General features: G+C 42.5%; 22 protein-coding genes. 14 read left to right on the forward strand and 8 right to left on the reverse strand.

Features of this window, described 5'->3' with window-relative positions:
• Positions 1-77 precede the first annotated feature (77 nt).
• The 7 genes from pyrH to IGJ01_RS05930 all read left to right on the forward strand — a co-directional run bounded on the left by pyrH (position 78) and on the right by IGJ01_RS05930 (position 10,810).
• Complete coding sequence (gene pyrH, locus IGJ01_RS05900) at positions 78-800, forward strand: UMP kinase (protein WP_005229433.1); 723 nt, start codon at positions 78-80, stop codon at positions 798-800.
• Between the two features lies 1 nt (position 801).
• Entirely contained in the window at positions 802-1,359 is a 558-nt protein-coding gene (gene frr, locus IGJ01_RS05905) for a ribosome recycling factor (protein ID WP_005229434.1), read from the forward strand.
• 191 nt (positions 1,360-1,550) lie between these two features.
• Positions 1,551-2,351: an isoprenyl transferase gene (locus IGJ01_RS05910; protein ID WP_005236994.1), complete on the forward strand. Its 801-nt coding sequence runs from the start codon at positions 1,551-1,553 to the stop codon at positions 2,349-2,351.
• Positions 2,348-3,154 (forward strand): phosphatidate cytidylyltransferase, encoded by an 807-nt coding sequence (locus IGJ01_RS05915; protein ID WP_005236992.1) that lies wholly within the window; start codon positions 2,348-2,350, stop codon positions 3,152-3,154. The genes IGJ01_RS05910 and IGJ01_RS05915 overlap by 4 nt, the downstream gene beginning before the upstream one ends.
• A gap of 150 nt (positions 3,155-3,304) precedes the next feature.
• A complete protein-coding gene (gene rseP, locus IGJ01_RS05920; protein WP_008381110.1) occupies positions 3,305-4,573 on the forward strand; it encodes an RIP metalloprotease RseP in 1,269 nt (422 codons plus the stop codon).
• Between the two features lie 69 nt (positions 4,574-4,642).
• Positions 4,643-6,352 (forward strand): proline--tRNA ligase, encoded by a 1,710-nt coding sequence (locus tag IGJ01_RS05925; protein ID WP_008381112.1) that lies wholly within the window; start codon positions 4,643-4,645, stop codon positions 6,350-6,352.
• 108 nt (positions 6,353-6,460) lie between these two features.
• A complete protein-coding gene (locus tag IGJ01_RS05930) occupies positions 6,461-10,810 on the forward strand; it encodes a PolC-type DNA polymerase III (RefSeq protein ID WP_430601516.1) in 4,350 nt (1,449 codons plus the stop codon).
• Positions 10,811-11,095: 285 nt separating this feature from the next.
• Here IGJ01_RS05930 and IGJ01_RS05935 read toward each other — a convergent pair whose 3' ends face one another.
• The 3 genes from IGJ01_RS05935 to IGJ01_RS05945 form a co-directional block, all read right to left on the reverse strand.
• Positions 11,096-12,037, reverse strand: a complete 942-nt coding sequence (locus IGJ01_RS05935; protein ID WP_034872197.1) for an AEC family transporter — start codon at positions 12,035-12,037, stop codon at positions 11,096-11,098.
• Positions 12,038-12,146: 109 nt separating this feature from the next.
• Positions 12,147-13,073 carry a membrane protein insertase YidC gene (yidC, locus tag IGJ01_RS05940; protein ID WP_005236971.1) on the reverse strand — a complete coding sequence of 309 codons (927 nt, stop codon included), beginning with the start codon at positions 13,071-13,073 and terminating at the stop codon, positions 12,147-12,149.
• 124 nt (positions 13,074-13,197) lie between these two features.
• A complete protein-coding gene (locus IGJ01_RS05945) occupies positions 13,198-13,476 on the reverse strand; it encodes an acylphosphatase (protein ID WP_430601517.1) in 279 nt (92 codons plus the stop codon).
• A gap of 95 nt (positions 13,477-13,571) precedes the next feature.
• Between IGJ01_RS05945 and IGJ01_RS05950 the strand changes: the two genes are divergently transcribed.
• Together IGJ01_RS05950 and IGJ01_RS05955 are read left to right on the forward strand one after the other, a co-directional pair.
• Complete coding sequence (locus IGJ01_RS05950; RefSeq protein ID WP_430601518.1) at positions 13,572-14,333, forward strand: TrmH family RNA methyltransferase; 762 nt, start codon at positions 13,572-13,574, stop codon at positions 14,331-14,333.
• A 124-nt stretch (positions 14,334-14,457) separates the two neighbouring features.
• Entirely contained in the window at positions 14,458-14,967 is a 510-nt protein-coding gene (locus IGJ01_RS05955) for an HD domain-containing protein (protein WP_005236965.1), read from the forward strand.
• Between the two features lie 126 nt (positions 14,968-15,093).
• Here IGJ01_RS05955 and IGJ01_RS05960 read toward each other — a convergent pair whose 3' ends face one another.
• Positions 15,094-16,389: an ISL3-like element ISEfa11 family transposase gene (locus IGJ01_RS05960; protein WP_429972316.1), complete on the reverse strand. Its 1,296-nt coding sequence runs from the start codon at positions 16,387-16,389 to the stop codon at positions 15,094-15,096.
• Positions 16,390-16,537: 148 nt separating this feature from the next.
• Entirely contained in the window at positions 16,538-17,737 is a 1,200-nt protein-coding gene (locus IGJ01_RS05965; RefSeq protein WP_016621250.1) for a YdcF family protein, read from the reverse strand.
• 124 nt (positions 17,738-17,861) lie between these two features.
• Here IGJ01_RS05965 and IGJ01_RS05970 point away from each other — a divergent pair, with 124 nt between their 5' ends.
• On the forward strand, positions 17,862-18,374 hold the full coding sequence (locus tag IGJ01_RS05970) for a GyrI-like domain-containing protein (protein WP_008381124.1): 513 nt from the start codon (positions 17,862-17,864) through the stop codon (positions 18,372-18,374).
• 57 nt (positions 18,375-18,431) lie between these two features.
• On the opposite strand, the gene IGJ01_RS05975 is transcribed toward IGJ01_RS05970, so the two are convergent.
• The 3 genes from IGJ01_RS05975 to IGJ01_RS05985 form a co-directional block, all read right to left on the reverse strand.
• Positions 18,432-19,766, reverse strand: a complete 1,335-nt coding sequence (locus IGJ01_RS05975; protein WP_016621251.1) for a serine hydrolase — start codon at positions 19,764-19,766, stop codon at positions 18,432-18,434.
• A 241-nt stretch (positions 19,767-20,007) separates the two neighbouring features.
• Positions 20,008-20,172 (reverse strand): hypothetical protein, encoded by a 165-nt coding sequence (locus IGJ01_RS05980; protein ID WP_008381128.1) that lies wholly within the window; start codon positions 20,170-20,172, stop codon positions 20,008-20,010.
• A gap of 214 nt (positions 20,173-20,386) precedes the next feature.
• On the reverse strand, positions 20,387-20,731 hold the full coding sequence (locus IGJ01_RS05985) for a DUF4828 domain-containing protein (RefSeq protein ID WP_008381130.1): 345 nt from the start codon (positions 20,729-20,731) through the stop codon (positions 20,387-20,389).
• A 182-nt stretch (positions 20,732-20,913) separates the two neighbouring features.
• Here IGJ01_RS05985 and sfsA point away from each other — a divergent pair, with 182 nt between their 5' ends.
• The 4 genes from sfsA to IGJ01_RS06005 all read left to right on the forward strand — a co-directional run bounded on the left by sfsA (position 20,914) and on the right by IGJ01_RS06005 (position 26,729).
• Positions 20,914-21,639, forward strand: coding sequence for a DNA/RNA nuclease SfsA (gene sfsA, locus IGJ01_RS05990; protein ID WP_016613175.1), 726 nt, complete (start codon positions 20,914-20,916; stop codon positions 21,637-21,639).
• Positions 21,640-21,657: 18 nt separating this feature from the next.
• The gene (locus IGJ01_RS05995) at positions 21,658-22,659 is read left to right on the forward strand and encodes a Gfo/Idh/MocA family protein (RefSeq protein WP_008381134.1); all 1,002 of its coding nucleotides are present in this window, start codon (positions 21,658-21,660) and stop codon (positions 22,657-22,659) included.
• A gap of 14 nt (positions 22,660-22,673) precedes the next feature.
• Positions 22,674-23,948, forward strand: a complete 1,275-nt coding sequence (locus IGJ01_RS06000; protein ID WP_430601519.1) for a DEAD/DEAH box helicase — start codon at positions 22,674-22,676, stop codon at positions 23,946-23,948.
• A gap of 66 nt (positions 23,949-24,014) precedes the next feature.
• The gene (locus tag IGJ01_RS06005) at positions 24,015-26,729 is read left to right on the forward strand and encodes a sigma 54-interacting transcriptional regulator (protein WP_016613177.1); all 2,715 of its coding nucleotides are present in this window, start codon (positions 24,015-24,017) and stop codon (positions 26,727-26,729) included.
• Positions 26,730-26,795: the final 66 nt, after the last annotated feature.

Below are 26,795 nucleotides of genomic sequence, written 5' to 3' on the forward strand. Positions count from 1 at the left end.
GAAATAGTGTAGATAATTTTCAACGAAAGAGCACCAATATGCTACAATAGTATTGGAGAATGTACGGAGGAATCATGATGGGCAAACCAAAATATCAACGTGTTGTATTAAAATTAAGTGGTGAAGCATTAGCGGGTGACGAAGGCTTTGGGATCAAACCACCGACCATCCAGGAGATCGTTAAAGAGATCAAGGAAGTCCACGAATTAGGTGTACAGATGGCGATCGTGGTCGGCGGCGGAAACATTTGGCGTGGACAAATCGGTGCGCAAATGGGGATGGAAAGAGCCCAAGCTGATTACATGGGCATGCTAGCGACTGTGATGAATGCTTTAGCATTACAAGATACACTAGAAAACGCTGGTGTACCAACGCGTGTCCAAACTTCAATCGAGATGCGTCAAATCGCTGAGCCTTATATTCGTCGTAGAGCAGAACGCCACTTAGAAAAAGGACGGGTCGTCATTTTTGCTGGCGGAACCGGGAATCCTTATTTCTCAACTGATACGACCGCAGCCTTACGGGCAGCTGAAATCAACGCCGATGTCATTTTGATGGCAAAAAACAATGTTGATGGCGTCTACTCAGCAGATCCTAAAACGGATCAAAGTGCTGTGAAATTTGAAGAATTGACTCATTTAGAAGTCATTTCCAAAGGATTGCAAGTAATGGATTCAACCGCAAGTTCATTAAGTATGGACAACGATATTCCATTAGTCGTATTCAACTTGAATGAGCATGGAAACATTCGCCGCGCCATTTTAGGTGAACATATTGGAACGACAGTAAGGGGGAAATAACATGGCTGACAAAATTTTAACAGAAGCAAAAGACAAAATGAAAAAAGCAGCAGAAAACTTGCAGCGGGAACTAGGACAAATCCGTGCTGGCCGCGCGAACGCGAGCATCTTAGACCGCGTAATGGTTACTTACTATGGTGTACCAACACCCTTGAACCAAATGGCTTCAATTACGATTCCAGAAGCAAGAATTTTGATGATCACACCTTTTGACAAAACAATGATCCAAGAAGTTGAAAAAGCCATCATGCAAAGTGATATTGGTATCACGCCTGCCAATGACGGAACAGTGATTCGTTTGGTGATTCCTCAATTAACGGAAGAACGCCGTAAAGAATTAGCAAAAGACGTGAAAAAAGAAGCTGAAAATGCGAAAATCGCCGTCCGTAACATTCGTCGGGATGCCATGGAAGCTTACAAGAAACAAGAAAAAGCTGGCGACATCACAGAAGATGATTTGCGGGAATCTGAAAAAGAAGTGCAGACTGCTACAGATAACAGCATCAAAGAAATCGATGCCATCGCAGCTGAAAAAGAACAAGAATTACTTGAAGTTTAAAAGGAATGACGAAGAGTCGCTTCAGCGGCTCTTTTTTTATGGGCGAAACTATCTCATGTACTTGAATATGACAGCTGTTTTTTTGTTTTTTCTTAATATGGAAATCTTTTCTTGGTTTTCATAGGCAAGAAATCTGATTATTGTTATAATGTAAAAGATGAATTTCAAGAATTGGAAGAGGAGCGAATACGATGCTGCGTTTTTTTCCACAAAAAGACAAATATATCAAAGAAGCGGCTGAACATGAATTTGATCCATCACTGCCGATTCCCCAACACATCGCGATCATTATGGATGGTAACGGCAGATGGGCGCAAAATCGGCGCTTGCCAAGAGTAGCTGGCCACAAAGAAGGCATGGAGACGGTAAAGAAAATCACGAAACACGCTTCACACTTAGGTGTGAAGGTATTGACGCTTTATGCATTTTCGACAGAGAATTGGAAACGGCCGAACGAGGAAGTAGACTTTTTGATGCAACTACCAGTCGACTTTTTCGACACCTTTGTTCCTGAGCTAATCAAAGAAAATGTTCAAGTCAAAGTGATGGGGTTCACGGATTCTTTACCCCTACACACGCAAGAAGCGGTCAAGCGAGCGATCGACCAAACCAAAGACAATACGGGAATGATCTTGAATTTTGCTTTGAATTATGGCAGCCGCGCAGAAATTTTGACAGCTGTCCAAGCGCTTTATGAAGAACTCTCGGCTTCCGGCGAAGCCCTACCAGAGCTCACGGAAGACATGCTGGGGACGCATTTGATGACTGGTTTTTTACCAAGCCCTTTGCGGGATCCTGAATTGGTGATTCGAACGAGTGGTGAGGAACGTGTCAGTAATTTCTTGTTATGGCAGATTGCATACAGCGAGTTATTCTTTACGAAGGCGCTCTGGCCTGATTTCGATGCTGCGTTATTAGAGGACGCGATTGGGAGCTTTCAACAACGAAACCGGCGTTTTGGCGGTTTGAAAACAGAGGAGGAAGAAGAGTGAGACAACGTGTAATCACTGCGGTCGTCGCATTAGCCTTTTTCCTGCCAATTATTTATGTTGGCGGCATTGCCGTCGAATTGCTGGCAGCAGCAATGGCAGGAATTGGTGTTTATGAATTATTTCGGATGAAAGGACTAGCTATTTTCAGTTTTGAAGGAATTCTTTCAATCCTCGGAGCGGTGATCTTAGTTTTGCCTCAAGAACGCTGGTTTTTCTTTTTGCCAGAGGGGACAGATAAAAGTGCCTTGTACTATCTGATCGTTCTTTTGTTACTAGGGATCGCGGTTATTTCGAAAAATACGTATACCATCGATGAAGCTGGGTTTCCGGTGATCGTTAGCTTATATACTGGTGTCGGGTTTGAACGTTTCTTGACGGCACGGTCAGCAACGGATGGATTAGTTGTTTTAGTTTTCGGGCTGTTTATCGTGTGGGCAACGGATATTGGGGCTTACATGGTGGGACGGCGTTACGGCCAACGAAAATTATGGCCGGAGATTTCTCCTAATAAAACCATCGAAGGGGCCCTAGGCGGGATTGCTGCTGCGGTGGTCGTAGCTGGTTTGTATCTATTAGCATTTCCTGGGAAAGATTATTTTGGACACGGTAGTGCCATCATGATTTTATTGACGGTCCTCTTTTCGATCGCTGGGCAATTTGGTGATTTAGTGGAATCCGCGATCAAACGTCACTATGGCGTGAAGGATTCAGGGAATATCCTGCCAGGTCACGGAGGAATCTTAGATCGCTTCGATAGCATGTTGTTTGTGTTTCCAATCATGTATTTATTCGGTGTCTTTTAGAAAAGTTTTAAGAAGTGCAGGCTTGGCTTGCGCTTCTTTTTTTAAATTCTTGTTACAACGGGAATGTGAGTTCCTCAACGGGAACCGGTGTGATAAAATAAGGAAAGGCTGCCCTGAATGAGAGGGATGCTGTGAAAGAGAGGAACGAGCATGAAAACGATACTTGTATTTATCATTATCTTTTCCGTGGTGGTAGTGATTCACGAATTTGGACACTACTTCTTTGCAAAACGGGCAGGTATTTTAGTAAGAGAGTTTGCCATCGGTATGGGGCCTAAATTGTTCGCGCATCAAGCGAAAGATGGGACGACCTACACGATTCGGATGCTGCCATTAGGCGGGTATGTCCAAATGGCAGGCTGGGGCGAAGATGAGACTGAATTAACGCCTGGCATGCCAGTCTCCTTGGTTCAAGATGCAACTGGCAGAGTCATCAAAATCAATACAAGCAAAAAGATCCAATTGCCGCAAGCGATCCCCATGGAAGTGACCGACTTTGACTTGGAGGAGAAGTTGACGATCACTGGCTTCATCAACGGCAATGAACAAGAAGCGGTTACGTACGCTGTGGATCATGACGCAACGATCATTCATGAAGATGGCGTTGAAGTTCGGATCGCACCAAAAGACGTTCAATTCCAGTCTGCAAAGCTGTGGCAACGAATGCTGACGAATTTTGCAGGACCGATGAATAACTTTATTTTATCCTTGGTTTTATTCACTGGGTTGGTGTTTGCGCAAGGTGGTGTCGCGAATCAAGATGCAACCGTCGTGACAGGAATCGAAGCAGGAACCCCGGCAGCTGAAGCCGGGCTGAAAAATGGCGACGAAATCCTAGCAGTTGAAGGCGTCGATGTTTCCAACTGGTCAGAATTGACGACAGAGATCCAAAAGTACCCAGCTACTAAGATTACTCTAGAAGTCAAACGAGGAGCGGAAACACTTGATTTGACAGCAACTCCTGCGAGTCAAGAATCAGGGGAGACCACGATCGGTTTCTTAGGGATCACGGCTTCGTTAAAAACTGGGATCGGAGACATCTTACTGGGTGGCTTACAAACGACCATTGACAATTCGCTGGTTATTTTTAGAGCAGTCGGCAACTTGATCGCCCAACCAGATATCAATAAATTGGGCGGACCGGTAGCGATTTTCCAACTGTCTTCTCAAGCCGCATCGCAAGGTGTCACAACGGTGATCGCCATGATGGCGATGATTTCCATCAATTTGGGGATCTTTAATTTATTGCCGATTCCTGGATTAGATGGTGGGAAACTGGTTTTAAATATTTTAGAAGGTGTGCGAGGCAAGCCAATCAGTCAAGAAAAAGAAGGCATCATTACCCTGATTGGGTTTGGGTTTTTGATGCTGCTGATGGTTCTCGTTACCTGGAATGATATCCAACGTTTCTTCTTTTAAAAATAAGACGCACAAGCAAATCAATTGTTGATCGGGTGAACATGATTTTTTGTAGCAAAGGAGAAAAAAATGAAACAGTCAAAATGTTTGATTCCGACATTGAGGGAAACCCCCAGCGATGCGGAGACGTTAAGTCATCAACTGTTAGTTAGGGCAGGGTATATTCGACAAGTGGCGGCAGGCATCTATGTCTACTTGCCATTAGCTCAAAGGGTGTTAGAAAAGATCAAACGGGTCATTCGTGAGGAGCTGGCAGAAATCGATGCTGTGGAGATGGCGATGCCTTCTTTGCTTCCGTATGAACCATGGAAGGAGTCTGGACGGGCCTCATTGTATGGTGAGTCTTTGTATCGGTTGACAGATCGAAACGAACGAGAGATCGTTTTAGGGCCCACTCACGAAGAGCCGTTCACGACATTGATCAAAAACGAGATCACGTCTTATAAGCGGCTGCCTTTGAGCTTATATCAGATCCAAACGAAATATCGGGACGAACAGCGGCCGCGTTTTGGATTGATTCGCAGCCGTGAATTTATCATGCAAGATGGCTATTCTTTTCACGCCGATGAAGCCAGCTTAGATCAAACCTATAATCGCTACGAAATGGCTTACCATGCCATATTGAAACGCTGTGGGATCGAGTATCGGGCAGTGGTCGGGGATAATGGCTTGATGGGTGGCCGAGATTCAAAAGAGTTTTTGGCATTGTCTGGAATCGGCGAAGAGCTGATCTGTTATTCGACTGAAAGCGACTATGTCGCCAATTGGAAACTAGCAACTAGTCAGTATATCGCTAAAAAATCTCATGAGACCTACTTAGAGTTACAAAAAGTCGTTCATAAAGAATCATTATCGTTAGAGGAACTGGCGAAAACACACGATACGGATTTGCAAAAAATCGTTCAAGTATTTTTGCTGCTCGTTGACGAGCAAGTCATTATGGTATTGCTTCGAGGTGATCACAGTCTCAATGAAACAAAAATCAAGCATTTTTTAGCGGCTGATCAAGTGAAGGTCCTGACTGCTGAAGAAGCCGAGTCCTATCTTACCAGTGACACACAACTTCGCAGCCCCATTGAGCTTGCTGATTCGATCCAATTGTATGCGGATCAGCATGTCCAAGATATGGCGAATCTGATCGTCCCAGCGGCAGAAAAACAGAGCTATTTTCTCAATGCAAATGTAGGCCGTGATTTTCAACCACTAGCCTTTGCCGATTTTCGCTTGGTTCAAGAAGGCGATCCTTCCCCAGATGGAAAAGGAACCTTAACCTTTACGCGAGGAATCGAAGTTGGGCATATCTTCAAGTTAGGAACCAAGTACAGCGAGGCCCAAGAAGCGACGGTTGTCGATGAAAATGGCGATGAACAACCAATCATCATGGGCTGTTATGGTCTGGGCGTTTCTCGGCTGCTTTCAACAATCGTCGAACAATACGGCAATGAGTTTGGGATCGATTGGCCCCAAGAAATTGCCCCATTTGATGTGCATATCATCCAAACGTCGATTGAAGATAGCTATCAAAATGCCTTAAGTGAAGAAGTAGAAGAAATGATGAACCAAGTCGGCTATCAAGTATTGGTGGATGACCGCAATGAACGTGCAGGGGTCAAATTTGCAGATGCCGATTTGATTGGTTGTCCGATTCGCTTGACCATCGGTAAAAAAGCCGTAGAAGGCATCGTGGAGATCAAAATCAAGCATACTGGCGCAACCGTTGAAGTGAGGAAAGAAGAAGTCGCTTCGACCTTGACGATTTTATTAGCCAACCAAGAATAAATCGGAACAAATGGTAGATCGAGAGAGGAATTCCTTTCTCGATTTTTTAATGAAAGTGAAGACAAAAAGAGGTATACTAGTGAGTACTGAGAAAAGGAGGATCTTCAATTGTCAAAAGAAAGAGAGACCTTTGAGATATTATTAGACCAAATTGCAGCTGCCCCAAATCTTCGGCAGCATCCATTGATACAAACTGCCCAAATCAGACAAGTAACCGTGCATCGACAATCAAAAGCGTGGACGTTTTATTTCCAATTTGAACGTTTATTACCGGTGATGGTGTATCAATCCTTTAAACAACACATTGAACTAGCGTTTAAAGAGATCGCGGAAGTTCGCATTGTCATTGAAGCTCAAGATGGTTCCTTTGATGAGCAGTTCATTCAAGAATACTGGCCACTAGCGTTAGCCAATCAAAATTGTGATCGGCCGTTAGTTCATCAAGTGATTAAAAATCAAATGCCTATGATTCAAGAGAACAAAGTGATTTTACCCGTCAACAATGATGCGGTCATCACGATTTTGCAGCAACAGTACTTACCGATCATTGAGGAAAATTATGGGACTTTCGGGTTTCAAAAATTTCGGATCTTGCCGCAGCTAGACAAAGAACAGGCTGAGGCAGCCTTGAAAGAACTTGAAGCACGAAAAGAAGAACAAACGGCAGCCTTCCAATTGCAAGCCGCTGAGAACTTAATGGCCCACGAGCAACGCAAAAAAGAAGTCAAAACAGTCGAATTTGACGGACCAATTGCCTTGGGACGTAATATTCCTGCCGATGAACCTGTGACACCGATGATCAATATCATTGAGGAAGAACGCAGAGTTACGATCCAAGGGTATGTCTTTGATAAAGAAGTTCGAGAATTGCGTTCAAAACGGAAGATTTTGATTTTGAAAATCACCGACTATACGTCGTCGTTTAGTGTGAAAAAATTCTCCAATAATGAAAAAGATGAACAAGTCTTTGATGCCATTGCTAAAGGTAGTTGGGTCAAAGTGCGTGGTAGTGTTCAAGAAGATACTTTTATGCGAGATCTCGTTATGAATGCGCAAGATTTGCTGGAAGTCAAACACGAGGCCCGCAAAGATTATGCACCTGAAGGCGAAAAACGGGTCGAACTTCACCTGCATTCAAATATGAGTACGATGGATGCAACCAACAATGTGGCAGACTTTGTCGCTCAAGCTGGCAAGTGGGGCCATAAGGCGATTGCGATCACCGATCATGGTGGCGCACAAGGGTTTCCTGATGCCCATCACGCCGGAGAAAAAGCCGGGGTAAAAATTCTTTACGGTGTGGAAGCCAATATCGTGGATGACGGGGTAGCGGTTGCCTATAATCCGAAGCCTGTCCCACTGACTGATGCCACTTATATCGTGTTTGACGTGGAGACCACCGGATTGTCTGCAGTGTACGACACCATCATTGAATTGGCCGCTGTGCGGATGCATAAAGGCAACGTGGAAGGCTCCTTTGATGAATTCATCGATCCTGGCCATCCTTTATCACGAACGACCGTAGAATTGACGGGGATCACCGATGAAATGGTTCGGGGGTCAAAATCGGAAGAAGAAGTCTTACGTTTGTTCCGTGAGTTTTCTGAAGGAGCCATTCTAGTTGCCCACAATGCGTCATTTGATATGGGCTTCTTAAATACAAGTTATCGAAAATACGGTATTCCAGAAGCAGAAAATCCCGTCATTGATACATTGGAACTCGCTCGTTATTTGTATCCAGAGTTTAAGCGATTCGGTTTAGGTGTCCTTTCCAAAAAATTCGGCGTTAGTTTGGAGCAACATCACCGAGCGATCTACGATGCCGAGGCAACCGGTCATTTAGCGTGGATCTTTGTCAAAGAAGCGATGGAAAAACATGACATGCTGCTGCACGAAGATTTGAACCGACACGTTGGGGGCGAGAACTCCTATAAAGCAGCTCGGCCTTTCCATGCCACGATCTTAGCCCGAACACAGGCGGGATTGAAGAATTTATTCAAGCTGATCTCGATGTCGAATGTGAAGTACTTCCATGATAAAGTCCCGCGGATCCCGCGCTCAGAATTGGTGAAATTGCGGGAAGGATTGTTAGTCGGAACCGCTTGTGATAAAGGGGAAGTCTTTGTCGCAATGATGCAAAAAGGGGTCGATGCAGCGCGGGAACTTGCTAAGTTTTATGACTATATCGAAGTCATGCCCAAAGCAGTTTATGCCCATCTCCTAGAAACGGAGCTCGTGAAAAGCGAAAAAGACCTAGAAGACATTATTCGGAATTTGATCCAAATGGGTGAAGAGTTAGGGAAAATCGTTGTTGCTACTGGGAATGCCCACTACCTGAACGAAGAAGATGCTATTTATCGTAAGGTCTTGATCAATTCAATGGGGGGCGCCAATCCCTTGAATCGACATAGTTTACCGGATGTACACTTCCGAACAACCGATGAGATGCTGACCGCTTTTCAGTTTTTAGGTCCAGAAGTAGCGAAAGAAATTGTGGTGACGAACCCAAATAAAATCGCTGATCTCTGTGAAAAAGTCATTCCGGTAAAAGATGATCTGTATACACCAAAGATTCCCGGATCTGAACAAGAGATCACCGACTTGAGTTACAACCGTGCCAAAGAGCTATACGGTGATCCATTACCAGAAATTGTGGAAAAACGTTTGAAAAAAGAGCTTGATTCGATCATTGGGAATGGGTTTTCCGTGATCTATTTGATCTCACAAAAACTGGTTCATAAAAGCAATGAAGACGGCTACTTAGTAGGGTCACGGGGCTCAGTCGGTTCTAGTTTCGTAGCAACGATGACTGGGATCACTGAGGTCAATCCATTAGCCCCTCATTATTATTGTCCCGATTGCCAGTATTCTGAGTTTTACGAAGACGGCTCGTATGGTTCTGGTTATGATATGCCAGAGAAAAAATGTCCAAAATGCGGCACACGTCTGAACAAAGATGGCCATGATATTCCTTTTGAAACCTTCCTTGGTTTCCATGGCGATAAAGTCCCCGATATCGATTTGAACTTCTCTGGGGAATATCAGCCAGAGGCCCATAACTATACGAAAGTGCTCTTCGGCGAAGAATATGTCTATCGTGCCGGAACGATCGGTACAGTAGCCGATAAAACAGCCTTCGGTTTCGTAAAAGGCTTTGAGCGCGATCATAATCTCCATTATCGAGCAGCTGAAGTCGATCGATTGGCTAAGGGTGCAACTGGCGTCAAACGGACAACTGGTCAGCATCCGGGGGGAATCATCGTTATTCCAGACTATATGGATGTCTATGATTTCACGCCGATTCAATACCCAGCAGATGATCAAAATTCAGAATGGAAAACGACCCACTTTGATTTCCATTCCATTCATGACAATATTTTAAAACTGGATATCCTGGGACACGATGACCCAACGGTGATTCGGATGCTGCAGGATTTATCAGGAATCGATCCTAAAACGATCCCCACGGATGATCCGGAAGTGATGCGTATTTTTGGTGGTACGGACGTGCTAGGTGTGACTGAAGAGCAGATCTACTCCAAAACAGGTACATTAGGCATCCCAGAATTTGGGACCCGATTTGTGCGGGGGATGTTGGATCAAACCCATCCATCGACGTTTGCAGAGCTTTTGCAGATCTCTGGTCTTTCCCATGGTACCGATGTATGGTTGGGCAATGCCGAAGAACTGATTCGTCGCGGAGATGCCAGTCTAGCAGAAGTAATCGGCTGTCGGGATGATATCATGGTGTACTTGATCCATGCTGGCTTAGATGACGGGATGGCCTTTAAAATCATGGAGACGGTTCGTAAAGGGCAATGGAACAAGATCCCTGACGACTTGCGGGACACTTACTTGCAAGCGATGCGGGAGAACAATGTCCCTGAATGGTATATCGATTCTTGTTCGAAGATCAAGTATATGTTCCCGAAAGCCCATGCGGCGGCGTATGTTTTGATGGCGTTGCGGGTGGCTTACTTTAAAGTGTACTTCCCAATTCTCTATTACTGTGCTTATTTCTCTGTCCGGGCGGATGATTTTGATTTGATTGCCATGTCAAAAGGAAAAGACGCCGTAAAAGAACGGATGCAAGAAATCACTGACAAAGGATTGGATGCGTCAACGAAAGAAAAGAATCTGTTAACCGTTCTGGAGTTAGCCAATGAAATGTTAGAGCGCGGTTATGAATTTGGGATGATCGATCTGTATAAATCGGATGCGGAAAACTTCGTGATCGACGGAAAAAAATTGATCGCACCATTTCGAGCAGTGCCGAGTTTGGGACTAAACGTAGCGAAACAAATCGTGGAAGCACGGAAAAATGGTCCTTTCTTATCGAAAGAAGATCTCGCCAATCGCGGGAAAGTTTCTAAGACTTTGATTGAATACATGACGGATAACGGTGTTCTTAAAGATTTACCTGATGAAAATCAGTTATCGTTGTTTGATATGTTGTAAACCACCGGCTGTTCACTTAAGATAAAAAATAAGCACATCATCATAATGGCTAGTATAGCTAGTTTCTGCATGATGTGCTTTTTTGTCTTGTTTGTGAAATCGATCTAAGCAGCCACAATCTGACGAAAATCAGAAAGATCGTGGTCTATTGTGGGAAATCATAGGGGCCAGCCTTGGTAGCGAATCAATCGAACCTTTACCATACAAAGAGGAGAAAAATACTCGTTACCGAAAGAAGCGAATGCCTTTGGTAACGAGTATTTTTCGACAAAGTTCGTTAAATAGCTAAAAAAAGAAAAAAAGCAAAACAGGCAAATACACCATGTACAGTAAGACGGAATAGCCTAAACATGAAGTTGCAAATTCTTCATCCCCTTGGTAGTTTCGTACAAGGATCGGGACAGAGTTTTGGACGGGCATAGAGGCTTGAATAATAAACACAGAAAGCATCAATTCAGGAACAGGGATGATTCTGCTTAACAGCCACACAACGAGGGGCGAAAGAACGAAACGACCAAACAAAACACCGACAATGTCTTTCGTCATTCGCAAATTTTTGAGTCCCCCAAAGTAGACGATGATTCCGATAATAAACATTGATAAGGGTGTCGTCAAATCTGCTAGATAGCTTCCAAGGCCATCAACAAATGAGGGCAGCGGTAAGGTGAATAGCATCCAGATCAAACCGATGATGAAACCAATCAAGGCTGGTGAAAAAATCTTTTTTAGCATGACCAATGGATGAAAGGAAATCCGGGCTTCACCAAAATCAGGATTGTCTTTTGCTAACTCAAAAATACCGATGGTCCAAAATAATGTCGTATTTACAATATAGTACAACAACACATAAGGAACGGCTTTTTCACCAAAAATAGCTAAATTGATCGGTAAGCCGATGAAGATCGTATTGGAAAAGGTAAACATGGCGGAAAATGCGCCTTGGTGTTTGGCTTCAACTTGCGCGAAACGTCGCCATAAATAACCAGCGAAGTAAGTGATCATCATGGAAAGTAATGGGATGATCATCCCCGAAACCAATGAAAGAAATTCATCTTTCGTAAAGTTTTTAATAATCGTTAAAAACATATTGGCTGGTAATGAGACATTTAATACCAATTTTGAAAACGTATCGGCGGTTCGATTAGAAAACCATTGTTTGTAAGACAACCAATAACCGATAAACATGAGACTGAAAATGACAAAAATATTGATATATGCTTGAAACATGTGCTCACCTCTCATTTACTATAGCGAAAGGCAGAAGAAGAAGCAACTGATTCCCATTTGAAAACAACAAAAAACCAAACCACTCATTGAGCGATTTGGTCAAGAATTACTAACGTTGCTGCTTGCCTGCGTTACGACCTTTTCCATTAGGCTTTGTCGTGTTCAACGCTTTTTTGACAGCTTCTGTTTTTTCAGGAGTTACATCTTTGCGAGGCGTAACCACCGTTTTTGGCGGATTGGCTTTCATTTCTGCTTCGACTTGGGCACGAATTTTTGGTTTCATGATGACATTCGTGATAAATGTTTGGATACAACTGAAGACCCCACCGACTACCCAATAAAGCGTCACACCAGCTGGTGCACTCATTGACATGAAAACGATCATCAATGGAGAAACGATCAACATGGTTTTCATCGTTTTTTTCTGTTCTTCCGGAATCCCAATGGTTGAGATGTATCCTTGTGCCAGGTAGGAAATACCAGCAATCGCCACAAAGAGGATGCTGGGGTCACCTAATGATACGCCAAAGAACTCAGAGTTTTGGATTCCTTGTGTGTAACGGGCGGTGAAGTAGAGGGCAGAGAAGATCGGCATCTGAATCAGTAAAGGCAAACAACCGATACCGCCAAACATACTGACGTTGTTTTCAGAATAGATTTTTTGCATCTCCGCTTGCGCTTGCATTTGTTCTTCCCGAGTGGTTGCTTTCTTCAAATTGGCTTGCGCAATATCCACTTGAGGTTTCAGAAACTGCATTTTTTCACTTTGAATCATCGTTTTTCGAGACTGATGGATCCCTAATGGTAAGATAATGACGCGGACAACGATCGTTACGGCGATGATCGCCCAGCCGTAAGACCAGTTGAAGTTTTCAACGAGCATCGTGATCATATCACCTAAAGGTTTCACCAAAAAGCGATAAATCATTCCTGTTTCTTTCGGCGTACCATCAGCATTGGTACTGACACAGCCTGATAATGCTAATAACAGGCCAAATAATCCTGATGAAAGCAGCCATTTATTCATTTTAGACATTCTATTCTTCCTCTTCACAATAAATTTAGACAAAAATAACTATACTAAAAAAGACCGACTATTTCAATGTACAAAGAGAAATTCATTGAAAAATCAATCTTTCGACTTAGAAAACATTCAATTATCAATAATAGACTACGTCAAAGCTAGTACGTTCTTTAATGGTATCATCTGGTTGGATGTCGATTTGGTTCACTTTTCCAGCGGGAGAAGGAGAATCTTTCACTCCGGCAACAAAGGCATCGATGATTTTTGCATCTCCCATCGCTTCAATCGAAACAGAACCATCTGCCTCATTTTTTACAGATCCTGTGACCCCTAATTGATCGGCAAGCATTTTCGTGGTATAACGAAAGCCGACACCTTGGACACGCCCTTGAACATGGATTCGTAGTTTCTTCATGGACAATCCCTCCTCTGCTTATAATGATAGCGTTTTTTCAGTAAAAGAACAAGTTAGATCGATTGACTCATGCTATAATAAATCGAGGTGACCACATGAAAGAAATTCAATCGAAAAAAAATACCTTTATCAAGGAAATCAAAAAACTAACAAAAAAAAAACACCGTACACAGACCAATACGTATTTGATCGATGGCTGGCATTTAGTGCAAGAAGCGCTGCAGGCCAAAGTACCTATCAAAGCGTTGTTGGTGACACCGCGAGGGTTAAGCGAAGCCAACGGGCAGCTCGATGATTATCAGGAAGAAAGCTATTTGATCACAGAGGAGATCGCAGCGATGCTTTCTGATTTACCAACACCACAAGGAATTTTTGCCGTGGTGGAAAAGCAAGAGCAAAACTTACAGACACTGACGGGTAATTGGTTGATTTTAGATAATGTGCAAGATCCCGGGAACGTTGGTACCATGATTCGAACAGCGGATGCTGCTGGATTTAGCGGGGTGTTTCTCGGCGAAGGAACAGCAGATCTTTACAGCACAAAAGTCTTGCGCAGCATGCAAGGAAGCAACTATCATTTGCCGATTTTAGAAGGAGCGATCCCGCCATTTCTAAAGCAGCTACGCTCAGCTGGCGTGACGATTTATGGCACCGAATTAAATAAAGAAGCTGTTCCTTATACCGAGCTTCCTAAAGAACAAACAACTGCCTTCATTTTAGGTAACGAGGGACAAGGGGTTCACCCAGAACTGTTGGCTTTGACTGACAAAAATGTGTATATTCCCCTCTATGGTCAGGCGGAATCATTGAACGTCGCCATTGCAGCCGGAATTTTGATGTATTTTTCTGTCAGATAGATTTTTAAGGAACTGTTAAACTATTTGAATCTATTGCACCTCACCTAGAATCTTCGATGAATAGGTGCTATACTTTGTCTTGTAACAATCAAGCAGATCAAAAAAAGGTGGCAGACAAAAATTTATGACAGAAAAATGGCAAGAAGATAGCGAATATATGTCTTACGTGGCTGACCTGTTAGAAACAGAAGCTGTAAAAAAATTAGCCAACTTTGTGCAGCATATGAACTCCACACGTTTGGAACATTCGATCAGCGTCTCTTATTATAGTTACAAATTGGCCAAGAAATGGGGCGGCGATGCTCGTGCAACAGCTCGTGCAGGACTCCTTCATGATTTATTCTACTATGACTGGCGTACCACAAAGTTTGATGAAGGTACCCATGCGTATATGCATCCACGAATTGCAGTAAAAAATGCTGAAAAAATCACTGAACTAAGTGATCTAGAAAAAGATATCATCTTGAAACATATGTGGGGAGCAACGATTGCGCCGCCACGTTATAAAGAAAGCTATATTGTCACAATGGTTGACAAATATTGTGCGATCAAAGAAGCATCAGAACCACTTACAGAAAGTATGAAAGAAAAATGGCAACAACGTTTCTGGAAGAAACATCGTACGATTCAATAAGAAAAAAGTTCTTCGAACCAGCCGGTTCAAAGAACTTTTTTTGTGGCTCTTTGTCAATAAGGACTGATGAGTTGTGCAAAATCAAATCTGGGTCAGAATGAACCACATTCTGGCTCAGATTTTTTGTTATCTTACATTGATTAATTGATTGATCAAAAAGATTCTAATTCTCATGTTCTCGAATGATTTAAATCCGTAGGATACTCGTTTCATTGTCTTTATGTGGGTATTCTTCGCTTCTATTTTTCCATTGGAATAAGGATAGATCATTGCGTTGGTGATGCCTTCTTCATAAGTCAGAAGGTTTTGAAGCTTCTCCCGAAAGCCGTCATCTAACGTTTCGGGAAGTTCTGCCAATATGCAGAAAAATAAGTCAGGGTCTTTGTCTCGAAAGGCTTCAACTAATTCATGAAAAAAGGGGTACGCCTCCTTCAGGGGCGTAGAAAACTCAAGCAATCGATCAATCATCATTGCTTCAGTAAGAAATGGGTATTTTGGTGCTCGGAAACTTTTCCATGTTTTGTATTCATAATGGTTGATGTTTGCACGATTTTTTAGCAAAAAGCGCCAGTTCTTTTTCAGTTTTTCTGCCTGGCTTTTCTGTCCCGCTTTACGAAGTTCATTCATTTCACGGATACGCAACTCATTGAACGCTTGATTCATGTGTTTGACAATATGAAACCGATCAATCACTACTTTCGCATTTGGCAGAACACGTTTGGTGAGCTGGAAGTAGGCGGCGTTCATGTCTGTCACCAAGAATTCTACTTCTTCTGGATTGGTACAACCTAAGAAATAGCTTGTTAATCGAGGTAATTTACGCGTAGGCAAAACATCTATTAATTTTCCTGTTTCGCCATCTGCGCAAATAAAGCTCATTTTATCTTCTATGGAAGCATGCGAACGAAATTCATCAACCATCAATACTCTGGGGAGAATCTTCTTAGATTGCTTTGGTAAATAGCTTTTAAACTCTTTCAATGTACGAATAACGGTGGTCAAAGATACCTGACAGCTTTTCGCAATAAAAGATAAAGATACTTTTTCAGTCAGTAAAGAAGCAATTTTATATCTAACATGATTTGCGATTGAATGTCTGGGTTGGACAAAATAACTTTGAGCAGTCCAATGGGTTCGGCAGTTTTTACAGGTATAGCGCTGCTTTTTTAGGCGCATAACCAAAGGCATATGATTGTATTGTTCAAAACGGACAATCGTTTCCTTCTTCCCATTTTTCACTATAATTGCTTTCCCGTTTCCATCTACCACAGTAGAACCACAACTTCTACAAGCACGAGGAGTAGGCGAGAGAACAGCATCGACGACCAACGTCTTTTTCTTCTGAAGGGTCTCGTAAGAGACCTCTATAATCATCAAATCTTTCTCTATTATTCTCAGCATTTTTTTGATAGAATCATTCATATAGCATATCGTCCTCTCAGTTGTTTATTTTGTGGTGATTTAATCATACTAGAGAACGATATGTTTTTTAATACCTAAAATGAAAATGGGACTGAAGAATCAATTCTGATTCATCAGTCCCATAAATTATAGAGCCTTTTTTGTTTGCTTAGCCAAAAATAAGTTGGAGGATCGCTGCGCCTACATAAAGGATCAGTAAGGTGATCAATACCGTTAAGTGTCGTCTTTTGTGCATAAAAAGGATCGCTACGAATTCTCGTAAGAAGGCATTTGGTAAATAGTAAAAGGCGGTGGGTGCTCCGATACCATCCGCTTTAAGTTGTGCTTGATCTGCATAGAGACCGGCACGAAAAATATGGTAATTGTTGGAGGAAAAAATAACTTTGTAGCCATTTGGCTTTAAGGAATCCATGATTTCTTTCGAAAACTTCATGTTTTCATAAGTAGTCGTGGAATTTGTTTCTACTAAAATCTCTCCTTCGGGCACTCCTTGCGCAACTGCATATTCTTTCATCGCGACAGCTTCTGGCAGCTTTTCATCGCTTCCTTGGCCGCCTGACATCAGTAACCGAGGAGCGGTTTTTTTCGCTTTAAATTGCGCTTCGTAGAACGAGATTGCTTTATTGATACGCTTGGCCAATAAAGGGGAGACCGTGGTGCCATTCAAAAGACCTGCTCCTAAGACGATGATAAAATCTTGATTGTAACGAGGATGATTGAACTGATAAATGACTGAAATCGATAAAAAGTTCAAAAAGACCACAAATAGATACATCAGACTTAGGGGAACAACGCCGAATAAGGTTCGGATCCAATCCGGGAAAAAGTGCAAAAGGGTATCTGAAAATAATAAAACGGTCAAAACCACTGCTAAGATCAGGGTCAATAGATTGGCGATTGATCGCGACTCTCTTCGTAAAACAATAATGGAATTCCAGTAAAGAAAGACCACGAGAATGGCTAAGCCGAATAATAATACAGCGAAGAAGATCGCTAGCAAAACAGCCAATAGACCACCTACAAGAATATCTTGTGTTCGGTATAGATTAATGACTAGGTAGCCACCAAATGCTAAGACAAACAAATTAAAGAGCAAGCCATTTACGAGTCGGTGCTTGTTGCGCCGATAAGAAAATAAAAAAAGGCCGGCGAAGGCGACTGGTATTAGAATAAAGAAACTGCCTGTCCGTAATTCTGAGACGGCTAAATAAATCAGCAGGGCTAAAATCGTCCAACAGCACTCAAAAAAGAAAATATCTGGCTCATCTTTATTCTTGCGCCACTTTTGAACGACGATCACACCCGTCAAATAGCTGATGGCAAAAATCAGCAATTGCGTAAAATCCATGTTTTTCACTCCTTTAACGATACACCTAGTATACCGAAAAATGACAAAAATTGCTTGTTGCTAAGGTCAAAGTTGCTGAATTTCTTGCAATTCGCTAAAATGAAGAAAAGAAGGAGGAAGGAACATGCAATTAGGTGAAGTGATTCGTGTTGAACGGCCCGCTTTTTATGTGATCGGAAAAGAAGGCAAGGGATTAGCGGAAGAAGGAGCTTCTTGGGTACCAGCGCTATGGGAACTTGCAACAAAGGATTTTGAAGAGATCGAATTTCTAGTGAGCGATCAAAAGGCAGAAGAACTGGAATTTTGGGGCTTAATGAGTGATGGCACTAATTGGTTAGAGCCTTGGCAAGAAACCGGCCGTTATTTGGCAGGCGTTCAAGTCCATACAGAAAATTTTCCTCCAGTCGGTTGGGTCCGTTGGGAAATGCCCGCAATGACCTATCTCGTTGTAAAAACGGATGAAAAAAACTTGACCATGATGACTGAAAAAATGTTGATGGAAGTTTTACCAGAAAATAACGTCCACTTGTCAGCAGCGATCCAAGAAAGATATCTTCCTCATTTTAAAGAAGGGGAAGTTGAATTGTTTTTCCCTGTTGAGCCTTTGGCAGCAGCAACGGTGGAAACGGTAGAATAAAAAAAATCTGTCCGAGAAGCAATCTTTGCTCAGGACAGATTTTTTCTTTGGTTTGGATTAAAAAAGATTCTCGAAAAAAGTAGACACACCGCGCCAAGCACGAACAAAGATGTTGGCTTTTTCTACCGTTTGTGTTGTGACCAATCCTGCAGTTTCGTCATGATCAGAAGCATCAATATAACCAAGCGTATCAGCTGGAATCGAAGCACTTACAGTACCGACTTCTGTGCCCTCAGTCAATGGCGCTTGCAGGGCAGAATCACGATAATGCTCATTAAAGTCAATGGTTGTTTCAAAGGCTGTTGCATCCATATCTCCACGTACCCATAAGGTCAAACCTTGATTTAAGGCAACGGGAACACTCAATTCTTTCCCATCTTTGACTGCCACCGTCTGTGTATCTTCTAACTGTGCATTTTCTGGTAGAATTTCTACTTGTTCCCAAGCATCGAAGGAGTAGTCCATCAACCGACCTGTTTCGATAAAACGTACGCTTGGATTTTCCGCATGACCATTAACGTTTAGCACGACGGTGATAATTCGTTGACCATCCTTGACGGCGGTTCCGACAAAGCAGGCGCCTGCCATATCTGTCGTACCAGTCTTAAGACCGTCAACACCATCTTTAGTATTCGTAAAACCTGGAAGCATCCAGTTCCAATTGACCATCTCGACAGGCGAATAGGAACCTTCGCCAAATTGTTTGGTGGAAAGACTTGTTACTTCTAAAACGTCTGGAAAGTCTTGCAGCAAATGGCGAGCAATCAGGGCGACATCTTTTGCGGATAGTTCGTTTTCGTCAGTGGAAGTTGACCCGGGATAGATATTGTCCCCTAAATAAGTATTGTTCAAGCCAGAAGCATTAACGATCTTTGCATCGGTAATGCCCCATGATTGCACTTTTTCTTGCATTTGATCAACAAAGGCACTTTCAGACCCAGCAATCAGCTCCGCGAGCGCTACGATTGCAGCATTTGCAGATTGGATATAACTGGCATCATACAAATCTTTTACTGTATAGGTAACGTCTTGATGCAAAGGGACATTCGATAAGTTTGGCGACACGCTGAGATTCGCGGCATAATCTGAAATAGGGACAGGATCATCCCAAGCGATGGTTCCTTGCTCTACTTGCTCAGCTACAAGGTAGAGACTGATGATCTTGGTGATGGAGGCGATGCCCATGGCGGTCTCACCATCTTGATCATACAACACTTTGCCTGTGTCAAAATCAATGGAGTAAGCGGCTTTTGCATCGACTGAAAAATCTTGGATCTCTTCGGCGCTCATAGCTGTATCATCAGCATACGAAACGACGGGTAAGCCGGCAGCAGCAAAGAGGATTGCCAAAGCAGCAACGATGGAATACCCGAACTTGGTTATTTTCTGCATATATGTAGTAGCTCCTTTAAAGTTGTATCTAAGCAAAAATTTTAACAAAGAGTATCCACCGTTGCAATACTCTAAGAGAAAACTTAGCATTTAATTGCGTAAGACCGATCCCTCAGTAGACAAACTGAGACGTTACGTGACTAAGGTTGGTTACTGTAAATAATAGCTAACAAAAAAACTTACCTTCCTATAAAATAGAAGGCAAGTTTTTGTGAATTGACATAGGGTCAAACTGATTCACTTAGCGACGATTGGAATGGATTCTCGGGTTTTGGTTTTGGACTCTGACGGGAACTTTCACCGCCTTCGTTTCTTGTTGCATAGCCAATTTTGCTAAAAAGAATGTCCCAGCTAACAATGCAGCTAAAGCAAAGATGGAAAAGAGTGAAATAAAGGTCGTTAACATAAAAATCCCTTCTTTCTATTTAAAATAAATGTGGAAGGTAGGAATCGAACCTACACCTTAATCTATGAACGATCAAACATCACTCAACGGAACACCTTGTTCAACCACTTGTTAAGTTAATGATAGCATGGATTGCCAAGAAATGCTGATAAAAAGTCTGAGAATTGACCGAAGAAAATGTGAAGAAAACATGAACTTGTCTTTCTCAGCGATTTTAGATGATTTTTGTCAAAGAATAGTGGCAATCTTCTGCTTCATCATATAAAGTAATGACGGAGCCTTTTTGTTCAAGAACTAAATGATAGCCAAATGTGTCCAGTAAAACTAACCGCATCGGAGTCAATTCAACGATGGAAGCAGTCAAAGGCTTGCCTTCGATGGTCAACGAATAATCATTGGCTATTTCTATCGTGACATCTTCTTTTGTCTTGGAAGTAAAACGCCAATTACCAATGAAATTCTGGCGATTCTCATTTTTTTGTTTTTCTTTTCGCAACAGCAAGGAGCTGACCACGCCCGTTGCAAGAGATAAACCAATCAAAATAGACCTTTTCTTCATTTATACACGTCCTATCATTTACGATTCATCAAGTTGTGCCTTGTGGACAGGTGTCCACTTTTTCGCACTAGAAAATAATTGCCATAAGTATACCATGAGAAGGTAAAAAAGCATGGTACTTTAGTTTGAAGTTTAGAAGTTTTTATCAAAATATGCTATGATTCAAAAGAGCAGGTGAGAAAATGAATTATCCGAATACCCTTTTAGCCACGTTTCTCGTGCGAGACAACCGGTTCATTGCCCGATGTCTCGTTGACGGTCAAGAAGTAATCGTCCATGTAAAAAATACCGGACGAGGAAAAGAGCTCTTGCACAAAGGTGCGCTTGTTACCCTGCAATATTGGGACAATCCGAAACGCAAAACCAATTACGACTTGATCTCAGTCAAGAAACAAGACCAATGGATCAACATCGATAGTCAAGTACCGAATCGTTTAGGCTATGAAGGCCTCTTGGATGGCACGATCCAGTTGCCAAATATCAAAGGGAGAATCGCGCTTTTGCGAAGGGAAGTTGTCTATGGGACATCAAAATTCGACCTTTATTTTGAAACAGATGAACAAGAAAAAGGCTTTTTAGAAATCAAGGGAATGACCCTTGAAAACAAGCAAGTCGGTGCTTTTCCAGATGCACCAACCATTCGTGGCTTGAAACACGTCAATGAATTGATCCATGCCAAAGAAGCTGGCTATTATGCGGCGGTTTTGTTTATGATCCAATTTGAAGCGGTGCAAATCGCCACGATCCATCGACAGATGCAACCGGATCTGGCCACTAAAATCGCTGAAGCGCAAAGCAAGGGTGTCGAAGTGTTTGCCTATAATTGCCAAGTAAACCAAGGGATGATCACGGTCAAAGAACCAATCCCTTTTGATTTGAATGTCGTCTTTGACGACCCTAATCTATAGAAGAAAGAAGGAAAAAACATGATTCATTTAGGGATTATCGGCACAAATTGGATCACCGATCAATTTGTACAAGCAGCCCACGAAACCAAACGCTATCAATTGGTTGCCGTATACTCAAGAAAGTTAGCAACGGCACAACGTTTTGGAGAAAAATATGGGGATATCGAGTATGCGACCGATCTGGACACTTTTTTTGGCTTAGCTCATATGGACACGGTCTACATCGCGTCTCCGAATAGTTTGCACTTTGAACAAGCCAAGCAAGGTATTTTAGCAGGAAAAAATGTCATTGTGGAGAAGCCAGCCTTTTCAACGCCTGAGGAAATGGCGGAGATCATCGAATTGGCAAATCAGCAACAGGTATTATTCTTTGAAGCAGCTCGCAACATCCATGAAGCAAGTTTTTCTACTGTAGCCGAATTCTTACCGACACGCGGTGCCATTCTTGGGGCGAACTTTTCTTATATGAAATATTCGTCTCGTTATGACGCTGTACTAGCTGGGGAGGAACCAAATATTTTTTCTCCACATTTTTCTGGCGGTGCCTTAGCGGATTTGGGCGTCTATCCGATTTATGCGGCGGTCGCTTGGTTTGGCAAACCGCAAGATGTTCATTATTTTGCCCGTAAATTACCGACTGGTGTAGATGGTATCGGGACTGCAGTGTTGCGCTATGCTGACTTTGATGTCACAATCCAAACAGGAAAAATCGCTGATTCAGAGTTGCGTTCAGAAATCTATTTTGAAGACGGTACATTAGACCTAAATGCCGTCAATGCCATCGAAGAAGCCGCATTTTATGAGCGAAAAACAAAACAAACCCAGGCATTAGCAGTAAGTGCTTTAGAAAACCCGATGATCGAAGAAGCACAAGACTTTGCAGACATCATCGAAAACAAAAATGATCCCCAACAAGGACAACGGTATGAGGAATGGGTGGAACTTGCTCGCAGTGTCAACGAAACCATCGCTCTTATGCGTAAACAAGCAGGCATCATTTTTGATGCAGATAAAAAATAAGGAATGGAACATTTATGACAGTATTTGAATTGACACAATTGCCAGACATCTGGCAGGAAAAATGGCAAGCGGCAGGGTATCACGCACCGTCCTTGATCCAAGAGAAAACCTTTGGCCCTTTAAAAGATGGTGAGTCTGTCATTGGAGTCTCACCGACCGGTTCTGGTAAAACATTGGCGTACCTCTTGCCACTGTTAACAAAAGTCGAGGCAAAGCAAGGCAATCAGTTGCTGATTTTGACTTCTTCACAAGAATTAGCGATGCAAGTCACAGAAGTGGCCCGGGAATGGGCCCAAGCCATTGGTTTGACCGTTCTGCCGCTAATTGGTGGCGCAAGTACAAAACGCCAAGTGGAAAAACTGAAAGACAAGCCCGAGGTCTTGATTGGCACCCCAGGCCGAGTGTTAGAATTGATCAAAGCAAAAAAAATCAAGACCCAGCAGTTGCAATCGTTGGTATTAGATGAGGTTGACCAATTATTGAAAGAAGGGGCCTTCACACTGGCTGCCAAGATCAATCAAACATTGCCAAAACAAATCCAGCGTAGTTTCTTTTCAGCAACCGCTAACGAAGTGATTGATGAGATTCGACCATTGGTGACAAAAGAGCCGCTGATCATTGATGTTACCCAAGAAGATCAGAGCAAAGGCGTGATCCATCACTACTATTTGAATTATCCGCAACGACGAATCGTGGATGCTTTAAGGCGCTTTGCTCATTTACCAAGCTTTCAAGCCTTGGTTTTCTTCAATGAATTAAGCGCAATGGGAAATGCAGAAGAAAAACTGCTGTTTCACGGCTTGCCGGTGGCATCATTAGCATCTGACCAAAACAAACTTGCCCGAAAAGGCGCACTGGAGAGCTTCCGTCAAGGAAAACTAGTAGAATTATTGACGACCGATGTCGCCTCTCGCGGCTTAGATGTGGTGGATTTGCCTTATGTCATCAATACGGAAGTCCCGTTAGAAAAAGAATCCTATCTGCACCGGGCAGGACGTGTTGGACGAATGGGCAAAGAAGGAACCGTCGTCACGATCGTTCAAGACCATTCGTTGAAGGATTTGAAAAAAACCGCGAATCAATTGTCCATAGAACTCAAGGAAGTCTATCTGCATGGGGGACAATTACACACAGAAGCACCTGTTATCGAAAAGGAAAGCAAGAAAGAAACGAAAATAGTAAGTGTGCAGAAAATTTCCAAGAAAACATCTGAAAAATTACACACTCCTGTTAAAAAGACCAAGAAAAAGACGAAAAAGCAAAAAGACAAAGGAAAAAGACGCCATTGAGCGTCTTTTTGTGTTACCATTAACGTTGTTTATTATTAGTGTGTAAAAAAATGAGGAGGCTATCGAATGAATTCGCGAAAAGAAGAGATTTTTCAAACGATCGAACTGCATAAGCAAGGGTTGACCGCAGTTGACGTCGCTAAAATCTTACAAATCGATCGCAGCAATGCAAGCCGTTATCTCAGTGAGCTTTATAAAGAAAAGAAAATCGGCAAACGTTCCGGCCGTCCGGTCGTTTATGAGCCATTAGAAGAAACGGTGCATGTGGATGTTTCCTCTGAAGTGAGTTTTGAAAGTCTTGTTGGGGTTCAAGCTTCTTTAAAAGTAAGTATCCAGCAAGCCAAAGCAGCAATTTTATATCCGCCTAGAGGACTCCATACCATTATTTTTGGAGAGACAGGTACCGGTAAATCCCTATTTGCCGAATGTATGTATCACTTTGCGGTTGAATCAAATATGTTAGAAAAAGATGCTCCTTTCGTATCGTTTAATTGTGCGGATTATGCACAAAATCCGCAGTTGTTGTTTGGTCACATCTTTGGCATCAAAAAAGGGGCCTACACAGGTGCTGCAGAAGATAGTCCAGGACTTATGGCAAAAGCCGATGGCGGCATATTGTTCTTGGATGAGATCCATCGACTGCCGCCAGAAGGCCAAGAAATGCTCTTTACCTTCATTGACAAAGGGATCTACCGCCCATTAGGGGAAAGCAACCAAGTTCATGAAGCCGCCGTGCAGATCATTGGTGCCACCACTGAATCATCAGAAACCTTTTTGACGACCTTCAATCGGCGAATTCCCATGGCTATTACTTTGCCAAATGTGGAAAGTCGTTCGCTAGATGAACGGTATGAAATCATTTCCTTGTTTATCAAGCAAGAGGCGACCCGTCTAAATCAGCGGATCGATGTCGAGCGAGATGCGATATTGGCCTTTATGCTCTATGATGCAGAAGGCAACATCGGTCAAATCAAGCGAGACCTGAAACTCGTCTGTGCGAAGGCATTCTTACATTATCGGACCTATGGGAAAAAACACCTCCTGATTCGAAAAGGCGATTGCTCACTGCAAGTTCAAAAAGGGCTGTTGAAGATCAAAGAAATGTCAGAACGCTTGGATCGGTTTTTAGATGGCAAAGGCGACTTTCTGAGTTTCGAACCCGGCGACCCAGATGTTGTCTGGTCTCGTGATCCGCAACGGAATATGCAGGTGTACAATGAGATCGAAGAAAAAGTCAGCACACTGATTGAAACCGGTGTAGCCAATGTAGATTTAGAAAACTTGATCTCTAAGGATGTGGATGCCTACTTTGAAAAATATGTCGAAGAATTGATCCAAAACCCTGTTCATAAAGAGTTGATTCCAGAAGACATTTGGAAACTGACCAATGTTCTTTATGACTTGGCAGGTCAGAGGTTAGATCGAACTTATAGTGAAAAAGCCCGTTTTGCCTTTGCGTTGCATTTGCAAAGTACGCTGGAACGTGTTAAAGAGGGACATATGATCGTTCATCCGGATTTGAACACAATTAGAAAAAACTTAAAATCCGAATTTCAAGTGGCAATGGATTTATCGACGATCATTGAAGAGGAACGTCATGTCGAGATCCCATTTGATGAAATCGGCTTTATCAGTATGTTTTTAGCGATTCAAGTCAAACAGCCTTCGCCATTGCCCCTTGAAAAAATCGAGATCATTGTCTTGATGCATGGTAAGGCAACTGCCAGTAGTATGCTGGAGACAGCCCAAGAGCTGCTGGAGACCGACCATGGCAAGGCAATGAATATGTCTTTGGATATGGAAGTCGGGCAAATGTATGACCAGCTGTTGAATTATATCAATGAAAACAAAGAGAAGATGAGCAATGGCTTATTGCTTTTAACCGATATGGGCTCCCTCAATTCATTTGCGAATTTGATTTCCGAAGAGACGGGGATTCGTACGAAAGCTATTTCGATGGTCAGCACGATGATTGTTTTAGAAGCTTTGCGGATGGCAGAGAGTGGGCGCAGTTTAGAAGATATCTACCAAAACATTCAGCGTTCTTTTGAAACCATCGTACAAGAACAGTTCCGTACGGTTCGTGAAGCAAAAGGAAATAAAAAGGCAGTCATCGTTACTTGCTTTACTGGGGAAGGTGTCGCTGCCAAACTTTATCAACGAATTTATCCCGTCGTCGATCAATCAAAAGTCGAGATCATCCAAATGCAATTTATTGAAAAAGAAACCTTCAAAAAACATATTGACGGCTTGCTAGAAGAATATGAGATCAAAGCTATTGCCGGCACCGTCGAGATCGATTATCAAAACATTCCGTTTTTCTCCGCCTATGATGTTTTTGATGACAATCGCTTGAATGTGCTAAAACGAATCGCTTCAGATGAAGTGCCGATCGAAAAGATCGTGCGTTCATTGGAAAATACGATAACTCATGTTGGGTCCGTCTATCATCTGATCGAAAGCCTGCAACGAATCGTTCATCAGATTCAAAATCAATTGCATGTGATTGTAGAACCAACCGTCGATGCAGGATTAGTCATTCATTTAGCCTTTTTGGTAGAAAGTTTATTGAAGAAGGAGCCTTCCCGTACTTTCGTCAACTTAGCTACTTTCCAAAAACGGTACCGAATTGAAATGGATGTTTTACGAACCCATTTATTACAAATTGAAAAAAATTATCAAATCAAATTTTCTGAAGATGAGATCGCCTATTTAACCCAAATGTTTTTAGAAAACAAAATCAAAAATTATGATGAATCCGCACACAATTTTAGTGTGTAATGAAAAAACTGCGAGTGTGTAAACGAGAAATTGGTTCAGACCATTGATAAATAAAGGTCTGAACTT

It is taken from the genome of Enterococcus sp. AZ089 (assembly GCF_050547225.1).
In the GTDB taxonomy this organism is placed as follows: Bacteria; Bacillota; Bacilli; order Lactobacillales; family Enterococcaceae; genus Enterococcus_D; species Enterococcus_D entomosocium.

Excerpts from the sequence above, each read along its gene's own strand:
- pyrH (WP_005229433.1), top strand. The coding sequence starts at position 78 with ATGGGCAAACCAAAATATCAACGTGTTGTATTAAAATTAAGTGGTGAA.
- frr (WP_005229434.1), top strand. The coding sequence starts at position 802 with ATGGCTGACAAAATTTTAACAGAAGCAAAAGACAAAATGAAAAAAGCA.
- IGJ01_RS05910 (WP_005236994.1), top strand. The coding sequence starts at position 1,551 with ATGCTGCGTTTTTTTCCACAAAAAGACAAATATATCAAAGAAGCGGCT.
- rseP (WP_008381110.1), top strand. The coding sequence starts at position 3,305 with ATGAAAACGATACTTGTATTTATCATTATCTTTTCCGTGGTGGTAGTG.
- IGJ01_RS05925 (WP_008381112.1), top strand. The coding sequence starts at position 4,643 with ATGAAACAGTCAAAATGTTTGATTCCGACATTGAGGGAAACCCCCAGC.
- IGJ01_RS05935 (WP_034872197.1), bottom strand. The coding sequence starts at position 12,037 with ATGTTTCAAGCATATATCAATATTTTTGTCATTTTCAGTCTCATGTTT.
- yidC (WP_005236971.1), bottom strand. The coding sequence starts at position 13,073 with ATGTCTAAAATGAATAAATGGCTGCTTTCATCAGGATTATTTGGCCTG.
- IGJ01_RS05945 (WP_430601517.1), bottom strand. The coding sequence starts at position 13,476 with ATGAAGAAACTACGAATCCATGTTCAAGGGCGTGTCCAAGGTGTCGGC.
- IGJ01_RS05950 (WP_430601518.1), top strand. The coding sequence starts at position 13,572 with ATGAAAGAAATTCAATCGAAAAAAAATACCTTTATCAAGGAAATCAAA.
- IGJ01_RS05955 (WP_005236965.1), top strand. The coding sequence starts at position 14,458 with ATGACAGAAAAATGGCAAGAAGATAGCGAATATATGTCTTACGTGGCT.
- IGJ01_RS05960 (WP_429972316.1), bottom strand. The coding sequence starts at position 16,389 with ATGAATGATTCTATCAAAAAAATGCTGAGAATAATAGAGAAAGATTTG.
- IGJ01_RS05965 (WP_016621250.1), bottom strand. The coding sequence starts at position 17,737 with ATGGATTTTACGCAATTGCTGATTTTTGCCATCAGCTATTTGACGGGT.
- IGJ01_RS05970 (WP_008381124.1), top strand. The coding sequence starts at position 17,862 with ATGCAATTAGGTGAAGTGATTCGTGTTGAACGGCCCGCTTTTTATGTG.
- IGJ01_RS05975 (WP_016621251.1), bottom strand. The coding sequence starts at position 19,766 with ATGCAGAAAATAACCAAGTTCGGGTATTCCATCGTTGCTGCTTTGGCA.
- IGJ01_RS05980 (WP_008381128.1), bottom strand. The coding sequence starts at position 20,172 with ATGTTAACGACCTTTATTTCACTCTTTTCCATCTTTGCTTTAGCTGCA.
- IGJ01_RS05985 (WP_008381130.1), bottom strand. The coding sequence starts at position 20,731 with ATGAAGAAAAGGTCTATTTTGATTGGTTTATCTCTTGCAACGGGCGTG.
- sfsA (WP_016613175.1), top strand. The coding sequence starts at position 20,914 with ATGAATTATCCGAATACCCTTTTAGCCACGTTTCTCGTGCGAGACAAC.
- IGJ01_RS05995 (WP_008381134.1), top strand. The coding sequence starts at position 21,658 with ATGATTCATTTAGGGATTATCGGCACAAATTGGATCACCGATCAATTT.
- IGJ01_RS06000 (WP_430601519.1), top strand. The coding sequence starts at position 22,674 with ATGACAGTATTTGAATTGACACAATTGCCAGACATCTGGCAGGAAAAA.
- IGJ01_RS06005 (WP_016613177.1), top strand. The coding sequence starts at position 24,015 with ATGAATTCGCGAAAAGAAGAGATTTTTCAAACGATCGAACTGCATAAG.